Below are 20,436 nucleotides of genomic sequence, written 5' to 3' on the forward strand. Positions count from 1 at the left end.
CGGCCGGATGCCGGAGTACCAGGCGGGCCCGGCTGGATCGTCCCGGACTGCATGCTTCCGGTACGTCCATCGAACCTGTGCGTGCCTTAATGCGAAAACCGTGCCAGCACGTACGTTCTCGTCTTGAAGCCGCGTGGCGCCAAGCCCGCGCGGGAGATTGCCAGGGGCGTATAAGACTCGAAAACACTTATCGAGAAAATCGGGAGAATCACCAATCTTGTGCAGACAAGCCCGTCCGCCGTGCGTTTGCGCCGTATTGCTGCATTGCGGCGAATAATGGGTGGCGAGGTTCCTCTATACGTAACGAGGGGTGTCCGGCATAAAATTGCATGAAAACGGACAATTCATGAGGCAAGCGGATGAATGTGACGCTGCGGCAGTTGCGGGTTTTCATCGAGGTTGCCCGGCTGCAGAGCTTTAGCCGGGCCGGGGACGAAATCGGGCTCACGCAGTCGGCGGTGAGCCGATGTGTACGCGAGCTCGAAGCCGAGATTGGCGTGAAGCTCGTCGACCGGACCACGCGCGAGGTGCAGCTCACCGATGTCGGCGCGAACCTGATCGCGAGCATTCCGCGCCTGCTGGGCGATCTCGATGACGCCCTGCGTGAAATTCGCGAGATCGGCGAGCAGCGGCGCGGCCGCGTCGTCGTGGCGGCCAGTCCGACGGTCGCGTGCCGCTTGATGCCCCAGGTCGTCGCCGCGTGCGGGCGGCAGTTTCCCTACATCACGCTTGGCTTGCGCGACGACGTGCAGAGCGACGTCGTGCGCAAGATCCGCTCGGGCGAGGTGGACTTCGGCGTCATCATCGGGCCCTTTGCCGCTGAGGATCTCGAAACCGAATGCCTGACCACGGACTCGTTCTGCGTGGTCGTGCGCGGCGATCACGCGCTCGCGCTGAGCCAGGAAGTCGCGTGGAAGGAGCTGGACGGCGAGCGTCTGGTGATGCTGGATTACGCTTCGGGCAGCCGCCCGCTCATCGACGCCGTGATGAGCGAGCAGGGCGTGCGTGCACGCGTGGTGCAGGAGCTGGGCCATCCGGCCACGGTCTTCGGACTCGTCGAAGCGGGGGTGGGCATCAGCGTGTTGCCCTGGCTCGCGCTGCCCGTGCCGGCGGGCGCCCCCTTGCTTGCGCGGCCGCTCGTGCCGCGCGCGCAGCGCACCGTCGAACTCGTGCGGCGGCGCGACCGCTCGCTTTCGCCGGCCGCCGAGGCGGTCTGGTCGCTGATCCGTCAACTTGCCGGCCAGCCCGAAGCGCGGCACTGAAACCGCTGCGCGCATGCCTGGAGGCGCGGAGCTCGTCGCGCGGGGCCGCGCGATACACTGCATGCTTTCCCACATTCTGTGCCACCCGGAACCCCGATGAGCGATTTCGAACCGTCGTCCTCCGTCTCCCTGCCCCGTGAAGCGGTGCGTGCGTTGCGCTCGTCGCAGATCCGCGAAGTGGCGAACGCCGGGTTCGGCGTTCCCGACGTGCTGCCGTTCTGGTTCGGCGAGTCCGACCGTGTGACGCCACCGTTCATCCGCGAGGCGGCGGCCGACGCGCTGGGGCGCGGCGACACGTTCTATACGCACAACCTCGGCATCGCGCCGCTGCGCGAATCGCTCGCGCGCTACGTGAGCGAACTGCACGGCGCAACGTCGGTGGATAACGTGGCGGTCACGAGCGCGGGCGTCAACGCGTTGATGCTGGCGGCGCAGCTCGTCGTCGGCGCGGGCGACCGGGTGGTGGCAGTGACCCCGCTGTGGCCGAACCTCGTCGAAATCCCGAAGATTCTCGGCGCCACGGTCGAGACGGTCTCGCTCGACTACGGCGAGCGCGGCTGGACGCTCGATCTCGACCGGCTGCTGGCGGCGCTCACGCCCGAGACGCGTCTTCTCATGATCAACTCGCCGAACAATCCGACCGGTTGGGCGATGACGCGCGACCAGCAGCGCGTGGTGCTCGAGCATTGCCGGCGCCTCGGCATCTGGATCGTCGCCGACGAGGTCTACGAGCGCCTTTACTACGGCGCCACGAGCGAGCGCACCGCGCCCTCGTTCCTCGATCTTGCGTCGCGCGAAGAGCGCCTGATCTGCGTCAATTCGTTCTCGAAGGCCTGGCTCATGACCGGCTGGCGGCTCGGCTGGATGGTCGTGCCGCGCACCTTGACCGACGATCTGGGCAAGCTGGTCGAGTACAACACCTCGTGTGCGCCCGCGTTCGTGCAGCAGGCCGGCATTGCGGCCGTCGAGCACGGCGAGCCGTTCACGCGCGCGCTGGTGGCCGATCTGCGCGCCTCGCGCGACCACCTCGCCGCGGCGCTGGCGAAGCTGCCCGGCGTCGATGTGAAAGTGCCGCACGGGGCGATGTACCTCTTTTTCCGGCTGGCGGGCGCGCAGCACAGCCTCGAGTTGTGCAAGGCGCTGGTGCGCGACGTGGGCCTCGGCCTCGCGCCGGGAAGCGCGTTCGGACCGCAAGGGGAAGGCTTCGTGCGCTGGTGCTATGCGTGCGACCCCGCGCGGCTCGACGCCGGCGTCGAGCGACTCGCGCGCTACCTGGAGACGGTGGGAGCGCACTGATCGTGCGTCGGCGCGGCTTGCACCGCGCCATGCACCGGCGTGGCGCGCGCGGGCATAAAGCGGTGACGGGGCCCGGATTAAAATGAGGCCCCTCATGCGGAATGGCGTCTTTACGCACCCGGCGTTTTTGCGTAATATGGCGCTCAGTCAAGCGATTCCCTGCGGGAACTTCGCGGCTCCCTCCGGCTGGGTCTGGCTCTTTGCCTGAATTTCGGCCCCCCGGTGCGTGCTCCCATCAATATGACCGATCAGAATCGGGCGAGCGCGTCTCCAAGTTCCATATCGTCTTTCGTCTGTCTGATCCGGTTCCTTGAACCTGATTTACCTTACTTAGGGTCTGACCTGGCTGCATGAATACCCAAGAGGCGAAAATCGTCCTCGAGACTGCATTGATCTGCACGCAGGAGCCGTTGAAGATCGGCGAACTGCGCAAACTGTTTGCCGACGACATTTCGGCCGACACGGTCCGCAACCTGCTCGAAGACCTGCGGCATGAATGGTCCGGGCGCGGCGTCGAGCTGGTGGGGCTCGCGTCGGGCTGGCGCTTTCAGAGCAAGCCGGCCATGCGGACGTACCTTGACCGGTTGCACCCCGAAAAGCCGCCGCGCTATTCGCGCGCGGTCCTCGAAACGCTCGCGATCATCGCGTACCGGCAGCCGGTCACGCGCGGCGATATCGAGGAAATTCGCGGCGTCACGGTCAACACGCAGGTCGTCAAACAGCTCGAGGACCGTAACTGGATCGAAGTCATCGGTCATCGTGACGTGCCGGGCCGCCCGGCACTCTATGCAACGACACGGGAGTTTCTCGACGATCTCGGCCTGAAATCGCTCGACGAATTGCCGCCGCTCGACGATCCGTCGAGCCAGTTCGGCGAGCAACTGCTTGCCCAGCATGCGATCGAGTTTCCCGATAGCGCTGCGGCACAGTTCGTTGCGCAAGGCCAGCCCGAGGCTGCCTCCAGTGTCGCGGGCGCGGAAGATGCGCTGACGCCGGTAGCGGAAGGCGAAACACCGGGCGATGAAACGCCCGCACAGCCCGAAAGCGAAGCGCACGAGACGCACGCAACGGAAGAAGCGGAATCAACGCACGAGGCGGCAGGCGCAAACGTTGCATACGCAGCCGATGCCCCGGGCGAAGCGGTACATGACGAAGCAAGCCTCGCGCAGCACGGGTCAGCCCCGGACGCTCACGCGCAGGATGCCGCGCACGCAGCAGATGCGGCGGGCGAAGAAGAAAACGAAGACCGCCGCGACGCGGCGCAGGACGACCCCGTCTCGACGACGGACGACGAAGCCGCACGACGCGGCATCTGAAGCAACAAGTATTTTTGACGCGCCCCGCAAGCGGGCGCGCAACCTGACATTTTGAGGTTGTTTTGACTGATATCCACGACACCGATTCGACCGACGCGTCCTCCGCGCGCGACGACGACACGCGGGCTTCGCAGGTCGAAGGCGAAGCACAGGGCGGCGAGGGCGAAGAGCGTCCGCGCCGCGGCCTGCGCCGCGGGCCGCGCAGCCTGATCGCGCGCCGCCGCGCGGGTGCGAAGGCCAAGGCCACAGAAGGCGCGGAGGGCGCCGACGCGCCCGCAGCGCCCGCTGACGCGCCGCAAGCGGCGCCTGAGCGTGCTCCTGCCGGGCGCGCACCGCGCAACAAGGACGCAGGCGCGAAGAAGCCGGGCCGCCGCCAGAATGCGGGCGCTGCCGCTCAAGGTGAGCGTCAGGGCGAACGCCAGCAGGGCGAGCGCCAGCAAGGCGCGGGCAAGCGACAGAAGGGCCAGGTGCGAGGCGAAGGCCAGCCGGCCGCCGCCGCGGGCGAGTCCACGCAGGACGACCTGTTCCTGTACGTGACGTCGCCGGCGTTCGACGCCGACAACGGCGCCGGTTCGGGCGTGCGGGCGCCGATGCTGCGCCGCGGCCGTGCCCAGCAGCCCAAGCGCGTGCTGAGCCCGGACGACGACGCACCGAAGCTGCACAAAGTGCTGGCGGATGCGGGCATGGGCTCGCGCCGCGACATGGAAGAGCTGATCATCGCCGGGCGCGTCTCGGTGAACGGCGAGCCCGCGCACATCGGCCAGCGCATTCTGCCGACCGACCAGGTCCGCATCAATGGCAAGCCCATCAAGCGCAAGCTGCAGAACAAGCCGCCGCGCGTGCTGATCTATCACAAGCCGACCGGCGAAATCGTGAGCCACGCCGATCCGGAAGGCCGTCCGTCGGTATTCGATCGCCTGCCGCCGATGAAAACGGCGAAGTGGCTGGCCGTCGGCCGTCTGGACTTCAACACCGAAGGTCTGCTGATGCTGACCACCTCGGGCGATCTGGCCAACCGTTTCATGCACCCGCGCTACAGCGTGGAGCGCGAATACGCCGTGCGCGTGGTGGGCGAGCTGACCGAGGGGAATCGCCAGAAGCTGCTCAAGGGCGTCGAGCTCGAGGACGGCCCCGCGAGTTTCCTGCGCATCCGCGACGGCGGTGGCGAAGGCACGAATCACTGGTATCACGTCGCGCTGGCCGAAGGCCGTAACCGCGAAGTGCGCCGGATGTTCGAGGCGGCGGGACTGATGGTGAGCCGCCTGATCCGCACGCGCCACGGCCCGATCGCGCTGCCCAAGGGTCTCAAGCGCGGCCGCTGGGAAGAGCTCGAAGACAACCAGGTGCGCGCGCTGATGGCAGCGGTCGGCCTGAAGGCGCCGAGCGAAGAGAAGGGCGGTCGCGGCGGCAAGGAGCAGGAGCGTCGCCAGCCCGATCCGATGCAGACGTCGATGGGCTTCATCAACCGCGAGCCGGTGCTGAGTTCGCACGGTGCGATGGGTCAGCCGCGTCAGGGCCAGGGACGGCGCGGTGCGGCGGGCGGCTTCGGCGGCGGCGCGGGTGCCGGTCACGGCAATTTCGGCGCGGGCTCCGGTTTCGGCGGCCGTGGCGGCAACCGTGCGGGCGGCCGCGAGGTCGACGGCAACCGTGCGCCGGGCGCGCAGGGCAAGCGTGCGGGCGGCAATGCCGGCGGCAACCGCCGCAGCGGTCCTGGCAACGGCGGCAACGGCGGCAATGCCAACCCCAACGGCAACCGCGCGGGCGGCAACAGCCGTGGCGGCCCGCGTGGCACGCCGCGCAATCGCACGCGCGGGCACTGACGCGTGAAGCGCGCGACGCCCGGCTGCGACATGCGGCGGGCGTCGCGGCGATGCAACGGCGGCAATGCGCGCGGTTCGCGCATAAAACACCGGAAAATCCCCTTGCTAGCCCATAAATAACGGCAAAAGGCGGCTTGGGCTTGACCGGTGATTTGCGTTAATGTGCAAAAAAGGCTAGAATCACAAAGTCGCTGGGCGTGCGGCTGTTTTTCTGCGCTGTAATACGCGCCCCAGGTGCGACCACCTGGCTAAGTGAGAAGATGGGCGTTTCGCCCATTTTTTTTTGGTTCGCCCCAAATTGGATACCAACAGATGCCGACGTTTCACGTTCGGCATTGTCAATTTGGGGGCCTCCAATCATCCGGGTCGTTCGTCATCGTGGGGCAGGTAGGTGAGAAGCGCGCGCGCTCACCTGGCGCGCGGCCCGCGAATCCCTAGCGAAGCAAGAATTAGAGCGAAGGAAGTTGCTGGCCCGCTGCGCAGAACATCTGGAGTGGGCATTGTGCAACTGACGGAACTGATTGAAACCACGGTCACCGGGCTCGGTTACGAGCTGGTCGACCTCGAGCGCACCGGGCGCGGCATGCTGACCATCTTCATCGATCAGCCCGCGGGGATCGCGATCGAGGACTGCGAGAAGGTCACGCGTCAGCTGCAGCACGTTCTGACGGTCGAGAACATCGACTACGAGCGACTCGAGGTTTCGTCGCCCGGTCTCGACCGTCCGCTGAAGAAACTGGCGGACTTCGAACGCTTCGCAGGCTGCGAAGCGGTAATCACGTTGAAAAAGCCATTGGACGGACGGAAATCGTACCGGGGTATCGTGCATGCTCCCGAAGGCGATTCCATCGGTCTGGAATTCGAAGGGAAGGCGGGTCCCGCGATGCTCGATTTCACGCTCGCGGACATCGACAAAGCACGCCTTGTCCCCAAAGTTGACTTTAGGAGCCGCAAACAATGAGTCGCGAAGTGTTGATGCTGGTGGATGCGCTGGCACGCGAGAAGAATGTCGACAAGGACGTGGTGTTCGCCGCCCTTGAAGCGGCGCTTGCGTCGGCCTCCAAGAAACTCTTCGACGAGGATGCGGATATCCGCGTGCATATCGATCGCGAAAGCGGCGAACACGAAACGTTCCGCCGCTGGCGCGTCGTGCCGGACGAGGCGGGCCTGCAGGAGCCGGACCAGGAAATCCTGCTGTTCGAAGCCCGCGAGCAGGACCCCGAAGCGCAGATCGACGGTTTCGTCGAGCAGCCGGTACCTTCGGTCGAGTTCGGCCGTATCGGCGCGCAGGCCGCCAAGCAGGTCATCCTGCAGAAGGTGCGCGACGCCGAGCGCGAGCAGATCCTGAACGACTTCCTCGAGCGCGGCGAAAGCATCATGACCGGTACGGTCAAGCGCATGGACAAGGGCAACTTCATTGTCGAATCCGGCCGTGTGGAAGCGCTGCTGCGCCGCGACCAGTTGATTCCGAAGGAAAACCTGCGCGTGGGCGACCGCGTGCGCGCGTGGATCGGCAAGGTCGATCGCACCGCTCGCGGCCCGCAGATCGAACTCTCGCGCACGGCGCCCGAGTTCCTGATGAAGCTGTTCGAAATGGAAGTGCCCGAAATCGAACAGGGCCTCCTCGAGATCAAGGCGGCGGCGCGCGATCCGGGCGTGCGCGCCAAGATCGGCGTGGTGGCTTACGACAAGCGCATCGACCCGATCGGCACCTGCGTCGGCATCCGCGGTTCGCGCGTGCAGGCCGTGCGCAACGAGCTCGGTGGCGAAAACGTCGACATCGTGCTATGGTCGGAGGATCCCGCCCAGTTCGTGATCGGCGCGCTCGCGCCGGCTGCCGTGCAGTCGATCGTCGTCGACGAGGAAAAGCACTCGATGGACGTCGTGGTCGACGAGAGCGAACTCGCAGTCGCGATCGGCCGTAGCGGCCAGAACGTGCGTCTCGCCAGCGAACTGACCGGCTGGCAAATCAATATCATGACGCCGGACGAATCCGCGCAAAAGCAGAATCAGGAGCGCACGGTGCTGCGCGACCTGTTCATGGCGCGTCTCGACGTGGATGAGGAAGTCGCCGACATCCTGATCGACGAAGGCTTCACGAGCCTCGAAGAGATCGCCTACGTGCCGCTCAACGAAATGCTGGAAATCGAGGCGTTCGACGAGGACACCGTGCACGAACTGCGCAACCGCGCTCGCGACGCGCTGCTCACGCAGGCGATCGCGAACGAGGAGAAGGTGGAAAGCGCCGCGCTGGACCTCAAGAGTCTGGACGGTATCGACCCGGACCTGCTCGCGAAACTGGCGCAGCATGAAGTTCACACCCGCGACGAGCTCGCCGAGCTGGCCGTGGATGAACTGGTCGAAATGACGGGAATGGAAGAGGACGCCGCCAAGGCGTTGATCATGAAGGCACGTGAGCACTGGTTCCAGTAACCCGCCAACGGGAAACTGCATCAGGGCGCGACGAGCAGGAAGCGACCATGACCCACTGAACTGAACGCGGCGGAGCCTTGCAGAACGCGAGGCACCGAAGGCCGCATGACCCGATGTCAACCGCAAGGAATCGGTCCTTGCATTAAGAGGAATGAATGGCGAGTAACAACGTAGCCCAATTTGCCGCGGAACTGAAAATGCCTGCCGGCGTGCTGCTCGAGCAGCTGCAGGCGGCGGGCGTCACGAAAGCGAGCGAGAGCGATGCCTTGTCGGAGACCGACAAGGCGCGTCTGCTCGATCACTTGCGCAAGTCTCACGGCTCGACTGATGCAGACAAACGCAAGATCACGCTGACGAAACGGCATACGTCGGAGATCAAGCAGTCCGATTCGACGGGTAAGGCACGCACCATTCAGGTCGAGGTGCGCAAGAAGCGCACGTTCGTCCGCCGCGACGAGTCCGCCGGAGAGGCGGAGGCATCGAATCATGCAGCCGACGCAGCTGCTGCCGCCGAAGAGGCGGAGCTGCAGCGCCGCGAGGAAGAAGCGCGCCGCGAGGCAGAACTGCTCGAGCGTCAGGCCCAGGAGCTCAAGGAGCGCCAGGAACTGCTCGCCCGTGAAGAGTCGGAGCGCCGTGCGCGCGAAGAGGCCGCCGAGGCCGAACGCCGCCGCGCCGAAGAAGAAGCTGCAAAGAAGAGGGCGGCGGCCGATACCGCCGCTCGCGAGCTGGCCGCTCAGGCCGTGGCTGCGCAGCGCAATGCCGAAGCGGAAGCGAAAGAAGTGAAGCAAGCGCAGGATCAGCAGGAAGAACAGCGCGCCGCAGCCGAGCGCGCCGCGCAGCGCGAGGCGGCCCAGAAGGCCGAAGCCGCCGCGCGCGAAGCCGCCGATAAGGCGCAGAAGGAACAGGACGAGATCGCCCGCCGCCGCGCGGCTGCAGAAGCCGAAGCGCGCGCGATCCGCGAGATGATGAACACGCCGCGCAAGGCGCAGGTGAAGGCGCCCGAGCCGCCCAAGCCCGTCGAGCCGGCCAAGCCCGCCGAAGCCAAGGGCACGCTGCACAAGCCGGCCCGTCCGGAAGGTGCGCCGGCACGCCCTGCCGCCGGAGCAGGCGCCGCGGCGAAGAAGCCGGCCACGACGGCCGCGCCTTCGACGAGCGCGCCGGGTGCCGGTGCGGGCGACCGCAACAAGAAGCCGGGCGCAGGCAAGGGCGGCTGGCAGGACGACGCGGCCAAGCGCCGTGGCATCAAGACGCGCGGCGACTCGTCGGGCGGCGTGGACCGCGGCTGGCGCGGCGGCCCGAAGGGCCGTGGCCGTCACCAGGACGCGTCGACGTTCCAGGCGCCGACCGAGCCGATCGTGCGTGAAGTGCACGTGCCGGAAACCATCACGGTGGCCGACCTCGCGCACAAGATGTCCGTGAAGGCATCGGAAGTCATCAAGGCGATGATGAAGATGGGCCAGATGGTCACCATCAACCAGATGCTCGACCAGGAAACGGCGATGATCATCGTCGAGGAACTCGGCCACCGTGCGGTTGCCGCGAAGCTCGACGATCCGGAAGCGCTGCTGGTCGAAGGCCAGGGCACGGCTACGGACGCCGAGCAACTGCCGCGTCCGCCGGTCGTCACGGTCATGGGTCACGTCGACCACGGCAAGACCTCGCTGCTCGACTACATCCGCCGCGCCAAGGTTGCCGCGGGCGAAGCGGGCGGCATTACGCAGCACATCGGCGCTTACCACGTCGAAACGCCGCGTGGCGTCATCACGTTCCTCGACACGCCGGGTCACGAGGCCTTCACGGCCATGCGTGCTCGCGGTGCGAAGGCAACCGACATCGTCATTCTGGTGGTCGCAGCCGACGACGGCGTGATGCCGCAAACCAAGGAAGCGATCGCGCACGCCAAGGCTGCGGGTGTGCCGCTCGTCGTGGCGATCAACAAGATCGACAAGCCGGACGCGAATCTCGAGCGCGTGAAGCAGGAGCTCGTCGCAGAAGGCGTCGTGCCGGAAGAGTACGGCGGCGACTCGCCGTTCGTGCCGGTGTCGGCGAAGACCGGCGCAGGCATCGACGACCTGCTCGAAAACGTGCTGCTGCAAGCCGAAGTGCTGGAACTCACGGCACCGGTCGCAGCGCCGGCCAAGGGTCTCGTGATCGAAGCGAAGCTCGACAAGGGTAAGGGTCCGGTTGCAACGATTCTCGTCCAGTCCGGCACGCTGAACCGTGGCGACGTCGTGCTCGCTGGCAGCGCCTACGGGCGCGTGCGCGCCATGCTCGACGAAACCGGCAAGCCCACGAAGGAAGCGGGCCCGTCGATTCCGGTCGAGATCCAGGGTCTGTCGGAAGTGCCGGGCGCGGGCGAAGAAGTCATCGTGCTGCCGGACGATCGCAAGGCGCGCGAAATCGCCATGTTCCGTCAAGGCAAGTTCCGCGACGTCAAGCTCGCGAAGCAGCAGGCCGCGAAGCTCGAAAACATGCTCGAGCAGATGGGCGAAGGCGAAGTGCAGAACCTGCCGCTCATCGTCAAGGCGGACGTGCAGGGTTCGCAGGAAGCGCTGGTGCAATCGCTGCTCAAACTGTCGACCAGCGAAGTGCGCGTGCAGATCGTGCACAGCGCGGTCGGTGCGATCAGCGAGTCGGACGTCAACCTGGCAACGGCTTCGAAGGCGGTCATCATCGGCTTCAATACGCGTGCAGATGCGCAGGCGCGTAAGGTTGCCGAGGCGAATGGCATCGACATCCGTTACTACAACATCATCTATGACGCAGTGGATGAGGTGAAGGCGGCGATGTCGGGCATGCTGGCGCCGGAGAAGCGCGAGACGGTCACGGGCATGGCCGAGGTGCGTCAGGTGATTCGCGTGCCGAAGGTCGGCCTGATCGCAGGTTGTATGGTCACGGACGGTTTCGTCAAGCGTTCGTCGTCGGTGCGCGTGATCCGCAACAACGTCGTCATCCATACCGGCGAACTCGACTCGCTCAAGCGCTTCAAGGACGACGTCAAGGAAGTCAAGCAAGGCTTCGAGTGCGGTATGTCGATCAAGAACTTCAACGACATCGTCGAAGGCGACCAGTTCGAAGTGTTCGAGATCACCGAAGTCGCGCGTACGCTGTAATACAGCGGCGCCTGCGGGCAGACCTTCGGGTCGCCCGCCTGACCGCGGGTTTGCCGCGGTTTTGCCGATAACGGGCGGGGCAGGCGCTGGCCAGCCCCGCCCGTTTTGTTTTTTGCGCGGCCGTGTGCGCCTTCATGGACGCAACGCCGCCCGAATGCCTCGCAGATCAAGAGGTGGAACCATCATGCCGAAAAAACGTACTTCCCCGAATCGCAACGTGCAGATCGCGGATCAGATCCAGCGCGATCTGTCTGAGCTGATGCGCGAAGTCAAGGACCCGCGAATCGGGCTCGTGACGATCCAGAGCGTGGAACTCACGCCCGACTATGCGCACGCCAAGGTCTACTTCACGACCCTCACGGGCGACCCGAAGACCACGCAGGAAGCGCTCAATCACGCCGCAGGTCATCTGCACAACCAGCTCTTCAAGCGCCTGCATATTCACACGGTGCCGACGCTGCATTTCCACTATGACCAGTCGGTCGAGAAGGGTGTCGAGATGTCGCGCCTGATCGACGAGGCGAACGCGACGCGCGCGAAGGACGACTGACGCGGGCAATGACTGCATCATCGAAACAGAATCATGGCGGGCAGCGATCTGACGCGGCGCGACCCAAAGTTCCGCGCCGCTTGCTCGACGGCGTGCTGCTGCTCGACAAGCCCGTTGGCCTTTCGAGCAACGACGCGTTGATTCGTGCGAAGCGCCTGTACCGCGTGAAGAAGGCCGGCCACACCGGTACGCTCGACCCGCTCGCGTCGGGTCTGCTGCCGCTGTGCTTCGGCGAGGCGACCAAGTTTTCGCAGGATCTGCTCGAAGCCGACAAGACCTATGAGGCGACCATGCGCCTCGGCATTCGCACGGCCACCGGCGACGCCGAAGGCGAGGCGATCGAAACGCGCGAGGTCACCTGCGACGAAGCCGCCGTGCGTGAGACGATGACGCGCTTCCTCGGCGACATCGTGCAGGTGCCGCCGATGTATTCGGCGCTCAAGCGCGACGGCAAGCCGCTCTACGAATATGCGCGTGCGGGCCAGACGGTCGAGCGCGAAGGGCGCGAGGTGAAGATCCTAGCGTTGGAGATGATCGCCAGCGCGCTTCCCGAGGTTCCCGAGGTGACGTTTCGCGTGACCTGCAGCAAGGGCACGTACGTCCGCACGCTTGCCGAAGATATCGGCGAGGCGCTTGGCTGCGGCGCGCATCTCGTGATGCTGCGGCGTACGGGTGTGGGCGCGCTCACGCTCGAGCATGCAGTGACGCTCGACGCACTCACCGCCGCCGACGAGCCCGAGCGCGACATCTGGCTGCGTCCCGTCGATGCGCTACTCTCCACGTTCCCCGCCGTGACGCTCAATGTAGAGGCGGCGCGCCGCTTCACGCATGGCCAGCGCTTGCCGCTCAACGAGCTGGTGCTCGATCGCGCGGTTTGCGAAGCGGCTGAACGCGTGCGCGTCTATGCAGAGGATGGGCGCCTGCTTGGCGTCGCGAAGGCCGCGAACGGCGTGCTTGCGCCGGAGCGGCTGGTGGTCAGCGGCGCAGCCTGAGTACGCTTGCGTCGCGCCCGGAGCGCACGAAAAAAAACGGCACGTCGGTGAGGAACCGGACGTGCCGTTTTGCTATGGATACCCGCAAGCGCTAGCGCATCGACCTCAATGCGCTGCCGAAGCCGCTGCACCCGCGTCCGCGCCACCGGCACGCTCGGGCCGCGTGATCCAGATGAGTGCGATCAGCACGATGAAGATCATCGAGGAAATCCAGAACAGGTCGTTCACGCCGAGTTGCGCGGCCTGCTGCGAGAGCATCCGGTCGAAGAGCCCGTGCGCCTGGGAAGGATCGAGACCCGCGCCCTGGAACTGCTGCATCGACTGGTTGAAGACCGGGTTGGTCGGCGTAGCCACTTCGTTCAGGCGCGCGTGGTGAAACGTCGTCCGGTGATCCCACGCTGTTTCGAAGATCGAGGTGCCGATACCGCCGCACATGATCCGCACGAAGTTCGACAGGCCCGAGGCCGCGGGAATGCGATGGCCCGGCAGACCCGACAGCGTGATCGACACGAGTGGAATGAACAGACCCGCCATGCCGATGCCCTGGATGAGCGTAGGCAGCGTAAGCGCCCACGTGTCCACGCCCGTCGTGTATTGCGAGCGCATCCAGAAGCACAGCGCGAACACGATGAAGGCTGTCGTCGCGATATAACGCGGGTCGGTGCGCGGCAAGATCTTGCCCGTGATCGGCGAGAGCAGGATGGCGAAGAAGCCCACGGGCGCCATCACGAGGCCCGCGTCCGTTGCGGTGTAGCCGAGCGTGGTTTGCAGCCACAGCGGCAGTAGCACGAGATTGCCGAAATACAGCCCGTAGCCCACCGAAAGCGCAATCGTGCCGCCCGTGAAATTGCGTCGCGCAAACAGCGACAGGTCGACCACAGGGTGATCCGCGGTCAGCTCCCACACCACGAAGAACGCGAATGCGATCACGGCGGTGAGCGCGAGCACGACGACCGTGGTGGACGAGAACCAGTCGAGGTCCTTGCCCTTGTCGAGCATCACCTGCAGCGAGCCCACCCAGATGATGAGGAGCGCGAGGCCCACGCCGTCGATCGGCGCCTTCCTCACCTCCGAATCGCGATTGCGGAAGATCGCCCACGTGGCGAGCGCCGCGACGATGCCCACCGGAATGTTCACGTAGAAGATCCAGGGCCACGAAATGTTGTCGGAGATCCAGCCGCCGAGAATCGGGCCGGCCACCGGCGCGATCAGCGTGGTCATCGACCACATCGAGAGCGCCATGGGCGCCTTCGCGCGCGGGTAGCTCGCGAGCAGCAGCGTTTGCGAAAGCGGGATCATCGGGCCGGCCACGGCGCCTTGCAGCACGCGCGAGGCGAGCAGGAAGGGCAGCGTGGGCGCGAGGCCGCACATCCATGACGAGATCACGAACAGGATGATCGACGCCATGAACAGGCGCACCTGGCCGAAACGCTGTGTGAGCCAGCCGGTGAGCGGCACGGAGATCGCGTTGGCCACCGCGAACGAGGTGATGACCCACGTGCCCTGGTCCGACGACACGCCGAGGTCGCCCGAGATCGACGGGATCGACACGTTCGCGATCGAGGTGTCGAGCACGTTCATGAACACCGCGAGCGACACCGCGATGGTGCCGATCACGAGTTGCGCGCCCTGTAGCGGCGGATGCGCGACGGGTTGTTGTGCTGCTGCCATGGCGTCCTTTCTTGTTGACCTGTTGGAGGCCGCGCGAAACAAAGCGGCGCGGGCTGACGATCAGCCCGCGCCGGCGTCTGCGAGTGCTTTTATCAGGGCTTCAATCAGCCTTTTGCGCCCGGCTTCGCCGCGTGAGCGGACGACACCTGCGCCTTTGCGGATGTGTTGCCGGTCGCGCCGCTGGCGTTGTTGCTGACGCTAGCCGCCTTGTGCGCGTTCGGACCGGCGTTTTCGGCGATGATGCGCGCGATTTCCGCGTCGGCTTCCGCGCCGTACTTGGCGAACACATCGGTCTCGTAGACGGTGTTCTGCGCATTGCCGAGCTGCGTGCCCGAATCGTTGCGGATGCTCACGTCCACCTGCATCGAGAGGCCGATACGCAGCGGGTGCTTCTGCAGGTCTTCCGGATCGAGCGAGATACGCACCGGCAGGCGCTGCACCACCTTGATCCAGTTACCCGTCGCGTTCTGCGCCGGCAGCAGCGAGAAGGCCGAACCCGTGCCCGCCGAGAAGCCCACCACCTTGCCGTGGTAGACGACCGACGAGCCATAGACGTCGGCCGTCATCTCGACCGGCTGGCCGATGCGCATGTGCTTGAGCTGCACTTCCTTGAAGTTGGCGTCGACCCACAGCGAGTTCAGCGGCACCACCGACATGAGCGGATTGCCCGGCGAGACGCGCTGGCCCACCTGCACCGAGCGCTTGGCCACGTAGCCGGTAACCGGTGCGGGCAGCGTGTTGCGCGCATTCGCCAGATAGGCGTCGCGCACCTTGGCGGCGGCGGCTTCCACGTTCGGGTGATTGGCGATGGTCGTGTTCGCGGTCAGCGCGCGGTTTGCGGCGAGCTGCTGCTGTGCGGCTTCGAGCGCGGCTTCGGCACTGCGCACGGCGTCGCGTGCGTGCGAGATCTCTTCCTGCGAGACGGCGCCCGTCTGCGCGACCTGCATGCGGCGGCGCAGGTCGTCCTGCGCACGCGAGAGGTCGGACTGACGCTGGGCGACTTGCGCTTCGTACTGGCTGTCGTCGGCGAAGAGGCCGCGCACCTGGCGCACCGTCTGCGCGAGTTGCGCTTCGGTTTGCTCGAGCGTTACGCGTGCGTCGGCCGGATCAAGCAGCACGAGCGGGTCGCCTACGTTCACGGTTTGCGTGTCGTCCGCTTTCAGTGCGATCACCGTGCCGGTGACCTGCGGCGTAATCTGCACGACGTTGCCATTCACGTAGGCGTCGTCCGTGCTTTCGGTGAAGCGTGCGACGAGGAAGTAGTAGAGGCCGTAGGCAACGGCTGCAATCACGATCACGAGGACAAGCAGCGTCATCATGCGCTTGCGCTTGCCGCTGTTCGCGTTCGGCTGCGGGTTGGCCGCCGGCTGCTGGGGGGTGCTCATGGAAGGATCTCCGGATGCTTGCGTGCTGTTCGTTCAGTTTTTGATGTTCGTGTGCTGCTCGGCGCTCAGTTCGACACGGGCGCGGCGTTTGCAGCGTTCGCCGCCGCTGCCGCGTTCTGCGGCGAGCGCGTACCGCGCCACGGTGCGCCGTTCACGTCGCTCTGGCCGCGCGCTTCGCTGCCGACTTCGGCCGGTGGCGTGAGCCCCGCGCCTTGCGCTTCGAAGCCGCCGCCAAGCGACTTGATGAGCGCCATCTGCTGGTCGCGGCGCTGCGCCTTCAGGTTCGACACCGTCTGCTCCGCGGCCAGGCGGTTCTGGTCGGCGGTGAGCACCTGAAGCTGCTCGGAGAGCCCCGCCTTGTAGCGGATCACCGCGAGCTGCCAGGCCTTGGTCGACGCGTCGAGCGCGCGATCGGCGTCCACCAGTTGCCGGTCTGCCGAACGGATCGTCGACACGTTGGTCGCCACGTCCTGGAACGCGCCGATCAGCGTCTGGTTGTAGTTCGCGACATCGAGCTCGAAGTCGGCGTAGCGGCCCTTCAGTTGCGCGCGCAGCGCGCCCGCGTCGAAGAGCGGCAAATGCACGGCCGGGCCGATGTTCGCCTGGCGGCTCGTGAAGTTCAGGAATTTGCCCCAGCCGAACGCGTCGAAGCCGAAGCCGGCCGCAAGGTTCACGTCGGGATAGAACTCGGCCTTGGCTTCCTTCACGTCGTGCATCGCGGCTTCCACCTGCCAGCGCGCGGCGACGATGTCGGGGCGGCGCGCGAGCAGGTCGGCGGGCAGATTGTCGGGCAGGGCGACGTTGGCGACCGGGTTGAGCACCGGTTGCGCGATCTGCAGGCCGCGGTCGGGGCCCTTGCCGAGCAGCGCGCCGAGCTGGTAGCGCACGGATTCGATCTGGCCGTCGATCTGCGAGAGGTTCGCCTGGCTCGTCGCGATGTTGCCGTTCGCGGTCTGTTTCTCGACGTTGGTATCGAGGCCCGCCACCACGCGGCCGTTCGTGATCGTGCCGATGGTCTTGCGGTTGTCGATCTCGTGCACGGCGATGTCGCGCAGCTCGTAGAGCTGGGCGAGCTGGTTGTACGTGCGGGCGACCGACGAGGCGAGCGTGATGCGCGCCTGCTGCATGTCGGCCTCGGCGGCACGCTGCGAGGACACGGCTTGCGCGAGGCGCTGACGGTTCTTGCCCCAGAGGTCCAGATCCCACGAGGCGCTGGCGAGCACGTTGTTCTCGCTATACCAGGTGCCGCCATACGGGGGCGGGAACAGGGCGTTGGCCGAGTATAGCTCGCGGGTCCACGAGTAGCTCAGGTTGGCCTTCGGGAAGAGCGCCGAGCGCGAGGTTTCGATATACGACGAGGCCTTGGCGAGGCGCGCCTGCGCCTGAGCGATGGTCGGGCTGCCTTCGAGCGCCTCGTCGATCAGCTTGGGCAGCTGCGGATCGCCGAACTGGTTTGCCCAGTCGAGCGTCGGCCACTGGCCGCCTTGCGCCGGAATGCTCTGCGAGCTTTCGAACTGCTGCGGCTGATCGATGGTCTTGTCGCTCTTGATGCCGATGTAGTTCGCGCAACCCGCAAGGGCGAGCGCCGCGACCGCGGCGGCGACCGCCGCCCGGCAGGACAGTGCCCGCACGGCCGGAACGGGCGCAAACTCGGTTTGGGATTTCATTGCTCGTCTCGATGCGTGAGAGTGTGTGGTGATACTGGACGCTGCAGCTATTTTCTTGTTCGGCGATTTCAAATTTGCTTGCCCCGTCATCAATTCTCGGGCGGATTCGGGTTCGAACTCTGGCTAGCTTCGCAGCTATTCGAAAGAATCCGCCGCAACATGCTCTTCAGGAAGCCCACTTCCTCAGGCGTGAATCCGGCCGACAGATGCTCGGTGACACTGCGGAAAATCGCCGGCATGCGCGCGGCGATGGCAAGGCCCTCGGGCGTGAGCGCGAGGCGCACCGCGCGGCGATCTTCGGAGCTGCGCACGCGCTTGAGGAGCCCGCGCTTCTCCAGCCGGTCGACGAGACGTGTGACGGCGCTTGCGTCGATGCCGTACTCGCGGGCGAGTTCGGCTGCGAGCGTGCATTTGCCGGTCGCCACCATGAAGAGGATGCTGGCCTGCTGGCTCGTGACGCCGAGTTCGGCGACGGCGCGCTGGGTGACCATGTTCGACATCGTCGATTTCACCCGCGAGATCAGGTAGCCGACGCTTTCGCCGAGGTCGTAGTCGCGGACTTCGGGCGGGGGCGTGGGAGTCGGATCCGTCATGATTCTGCTGCGAGTGCAATGGTTGACCAGGCAGGGATTATAGGGGCGGTTAGTTGACGCGGCAAGGTTTATTCTGCCTTTGCCGAGAAACCTTTGCAGAGTAGGGGCTTAATCCGGCCCCGTGGGCATGGGAAAATCCGGCGTGAACGGCGCGCGGCGGCGCCCGTCGAATTTTTACCCGCGTTGCGCGGTTGCGACGCCGGCCGCCCCGATCCAGGGTGCTTCCTGATATGCGCGAGATCAATTCATCTGCGCGTGCTATAATTTCAGGTTCCCAAAAGTGCGTCATCGCAGCGATGCTGAATTGACCCGCCGGCAGCAAGTCCGGGGCGGGTCGAAGCGGCGGCCGCGCGCCCTCGCCGGGCCTGCCAGCAGGGCATGCGCGACGCACTCAACTGTACCCAGGTTCCTATGTCCCGCGCTCTTCGCAACATCGCCATCATTGCCCACGTCGACCACGGCAAGACCACGCTCGTCGACCAACTGCTGCGCCAGTCCGGCACCTTCCGCGACAACCAGCAGATCGCCGAACGCGTCATGGACTCGAACGACATCGAAAAAGAGCGCGGGATCACGATTCTGTCGAAGAATTGCGCCGTCGAGTACGAGGGCACCCACATCAACATCGTCGACACCCCGGGCCACGCCGACTTCGGCGGTGAAGTGGAACGCGTGCTGTCGATGGTCGACTCGGTGCTGCTGCTCGTCGACGCCGTCGAAGGCCCGATGCCGCAAACGCGCTTCGTCACGAAGAAGGCGCTCGCGCTCGGCCTCAAGCCGATCGTCGTCGTGAACAAGATCGACCGTCCGGGCGCCCGTATCGACTGGGTGATCAATCAGACCTTCGACCTGTTCGACAAGCTCGGCGCGACCGAAGAGCAGCTCGACTTCCCGGTGGTCTACGCTTCGGGCCTGAACGGCTACGCTTCGCTGTCGCCGGATGCGCGCGAAGGCGACATGCGCCCGCTGTTCGAAGCCGTGCTCGAGCACGTGCCGGTTCGCGACGCCGATCCGGAAGGCCCGCTGCAGCTGCAGATCACCTCGCTCGACTACTCGACCTACGTCGGCCGTATCGGCGTGGGCCGTATCAAGCGTGGCCGCATCAAGCCGGGTCAGCCGGTGGCGCTGCGCTTCGGCCCGGAAGGCGAGGTGATGAACCGCAAGATCAACCAGGTGCTGTCGTTCAGCGGCCTCGAGCGCGTGCAGGTCGAATCGGCCGAAGCCGGCGACATCGTGCTGATCAACGGCATTGAAGACATCGGCATCGGCGCGACGATCTGCGCGGTCGACACCCCCGAAGCGCTGCCGATGATCACGGTGGACGAGCCCACGCTGACGATGAACTTCCTCGTGAACTCGTCGCCGCTCGCCGGCCGCGAAGGCAAGTTCGTGACGAGCCGCCAGATCCGCGACCGTCTCACGAAAGAACTGAACCACAACGTCGCGCTGCGCGTGAAGGACACCGGCGACGAAACCACGTTCGAAGTGTCGGGCCGTGGCGAACTGCACCTCACGATCCTGATCGAAAACATGCGCCGCGAAGGCTACGAGCTGGCCGTGTCGCGTCCGCGTGTGGTGCTGCACGAAGTCGACGGCGTGAAGCAGGAGCCGTACGAAATGCTGACCGTGGACGTCGAAGACGGCCACCAGGGCGGCGTGATGGAAGAACTGGGCCGCCGCAAGGGCGAAATGCTCGACATGGCTTCGGACGGCCGCGGCCGCACGCGTCTCGAGTACCGTATTCCGGCGCGTGGCCTGATCGGCTTCCAGGGCGAGTTCATGACGCTCACGCGCGGCACGGGCCTGATGAGCCACGTGTTCGACGCCTACGGTCCGATCAAGGAAGGCTCGCTCGGCGAGCGCCGCAACGGCGTGCTGATCTCGCAGGACGACGGCGCCGCTGTCGCCTACGCACTGTGGAAGCTGCAGGACCGCGGCCGCATGTTCGTGAAGCCGGGCGACGCGCTGTACGAAGGCATGATCATCGGCATTCACAGCCGCGACAACGACCTCGTCGTGAACCCGATCAAGGGCAAGCAGCTCACCAACGTGCGCGCCTCGGGCACCGACGAAGCCGTGCGCCTCGTGCCGCCGATCCAGATGTCGCTCGAATACGCCGTGGAATTCATCGACGACGACGAACTCGTGGAAGTCACGCCGCAGTCGATCCGTCTGCGCAAGCGTCACCTCAAAGAGCACGAGCGTCGCCGCGCGAGCCGCGAAGGCGCTGCCGAGTAATTGGCATTTTTAGCGCTTTTTTCTGCACTGCAATGCACAAAGACTCACAGAAAAGCCGCCGCTTTAAGGGCGGCTTTTTTGCGTCTGGCGGGGATTGTAT

General features: G+C 65.7%; 15 protein-coding genes. 10 read left to right on the top strand and 5 right to left on the bottom strand.

From position 1 onward, the window contains the following. The first annotated feature begins 359 nt into the window (after positions 1–359). The 4 genes from ACOJB8_RS31310 to rluB all read left to right on the top strand — a co-directional run bounded on the left by ACOJB8_RS31310 (position 360) and on the right by rluB (position 5,694). Positions 360–1,262: a LysR family transcriptional regulator gene (locus tag ACOJB8_RS31310; RefSeq protein ID WP_368604096.1), complete on the top strand. Its 903-nt coding sequence runs from the start codon at positions 360–362 to the stop codon at positions 1,260–1,262. 96 nt (positions 1,263–1,358) lie between these two features. Then, positions 1,359–2,558, top strand: coding sequence for a pyridoxal phosphate-dependent aminotransferase (locus ACOJB8_RS31315; protein ID WP_475016069.1), 1,200 nt, complete (start codon positions 1,359–1,361; stop codon positions 2,556–2,558). Between the two features lie 350 nt (positions 2,559–2,908). Further along, positions 2,909–3,874, top strand: a complete 966-nt coding sequence (gene scpB, locus ACOJB8_RS31320; protein ID WP_475016071.1) for an SMC-Scp complex subunit ScpB — start codon at positions 2,909–2,911, stop codon at positions 3,872–3,874. Between the two features lie 62 nt (positions 3,875–3,936). Then, positions 3,937–5,694: a 23S rRNA pseudouridine(2605) synthase RluB gene (gene rluB, locus ACOJB8_RS31325; RefSeq protein ID WP_069267876.1), complete on the top strand. Its 1,758-nt coding sequence runs from the start codon at positions 3,937–3,939 to the stop codon at positions 5,692–5,694. Between the two features lie 157 nt (positions 5,695–5,851). Here the strand turns inward: rluB and ACOJB8_RS31330 are convergent, their stop codons facing one another. After that, positions 5,852–6,055 (bottom strand): hypothetical protein, encoded by a 204-nt coding sequence (locus ACOJB8_RS31330; RefSeq protein WP_141710845.1) that lies wholly within the window; start codon positions 6,053–6,055, stop codon positions 5,852–5,854. A gap of 141 nt (positions 6,056–6,196) precedes the next feature. Here ACOJB8_RS31330 and rimP point away from each other — a divergent pair, with 141 nt between their 5' ends. The 5 genes from rimP (at position 6,197) to truB (ending at position 12,782) form a co-directional block, all read left to right on the top strand. Then, positions 6,197–6,655: a ribosome maturation factor RimP gene (rimP, locus tag ACOJB8_RS31335; RefSeq protein ID WP_254314233.1), complete on the top strand. Its 459-nt coding sequence runs from the start codon at positions 6,197–6,199 to the stop codon at positions 6,653–6,655. Next, the gene (nusA, locus tag ACOJB8_RS31340) at positions 6,652–8,127 is read left to right on the top strand and encodes a transcription termination factor NusA (RefSeq protein ID WP_069267875.1); all 1,476 of its coding nucleotides are present in this window, start codon (positions 6,652–6,654) and stop codon (positions 8,125–8,127) included. The genes rimP and nusA overlap by 4 nt, the downstream gene beginning before the upstream one ends. A 155-nt stretch (positions 8,128–8,282) precedes the next feature. After that, entirely contained in the window at positions 8,283–11,240 is a 2,958-nt protein-coding gene (gene infB, locus ACOJB8_RS31345; RefSeq protein ID WP_069267874.1) for a translation initiation factor IF-2, read from the top strand. 184 nt (positions 11,241–11,424) lie between these two features. Beyond that, the gene (gene rbfA, locus ACOJB8_RS31350) at positions 11,425–11,790 is read left to right on the top strand and encodes a 30S ribosome-binding factor RbfA (protein ID WP_042272510.1); all 366 of its coding nucleotides are present in this window, start codon (positions 11,425–11,427) and stop codon (positions 11,788–11,790) included. An 8-nt stretch (positions 11,791–11,798) separates the two neighbouring features. Continuing rightward, positions 11,799–12,782: a tRNA pseudouridine(55) synthase TruB gene (gene truB, locus ACOJB8_RS31355; RefSeq protein ID WP_475016074.1), complete on the top strand. Its 984-nt coding sequence runs from the start codon at positions 11,799–11,801 to the stop codon at positions 12,780–12,782. Between the two features lie 105 nt (positions 12,783–12,887). Here truB and ACOJB8_RS31360 read toward each other — a convergent pair whose 3' ends face one another. The 4 genes from ACOJB8_RS31360 to ACOJB8_RS31375 form a co-directional block, all read right to left on the bottom strand. Then, complete coding sequence (locus tag ACOJB8_RS31360; protein WP_342945604.1) at positions 12,888–14,453, bottom strand: DHA2 family efflux MFS transporter permease subunit; 1,566 nt, start codon at positions 14,451–14,453, stop codon at positions 12,888–12,890. Between the two features lie 104 nt (positions 14,454–14,557). Next, a complete protein-coding gene (locus ACOJB8_RS31365) occupies positions 14,558–15,838 on the bottom strand; it encodes an EmrA/EmrK family multidrug efflux transporter periplasmic adaptor subunit (RefSeq protein ID WP_342945605.1) in 1,281 nt (426 codons plus the stop codon). Positions 15,839–15,903: 65 nt separating this feature from the next. After that, positions 15,904–17,505, bottom strand: coding sequence for an efflux transporter outer membrane subunit (locus ACOJB8_RS31370; RefSeq protein ID WP_342945606.1), 1,602 nt, complete (start codon positions 17,503–17,505; stop codon positions 15,904–15,906). 89 nt (positions 17,506–17,594) lie between these two features. Beyond that, a complete protein-coding gene (locus ACOJB8_RS31375) occupies positions 17,595–18,098 on the bottom strand; it encodes a MarR family winged helix-turn-helix transcriptional regulator (RefSeq protein ID WP_133184202.1) in 504 nt (167 codons plus the stop codon). A 411-nt stretch (positions 18,099–18,509) separates the two neighbouring features. On the opposite strand from ACOJB8_RS31375, the gene typA reads away from it, so the two are divergent. Next, on the top strand, positions 18,510–20,336 hold the full coding sequence (typA, locus tag ACOJB8_RS31380) for a translational GTPase TypA (RefSeq protein WP_069267869.1): 1,827 nt from the start codon (positions 18,510–18,512) through the stop codon (positions 20,334–20,336). Positions 20,337–20,436: the final 100 nt, after the last annotated feature.

The sequence above is a fragment of the Paraburkholderia sp. BR10141 genome, assembly GCF_056155635.1.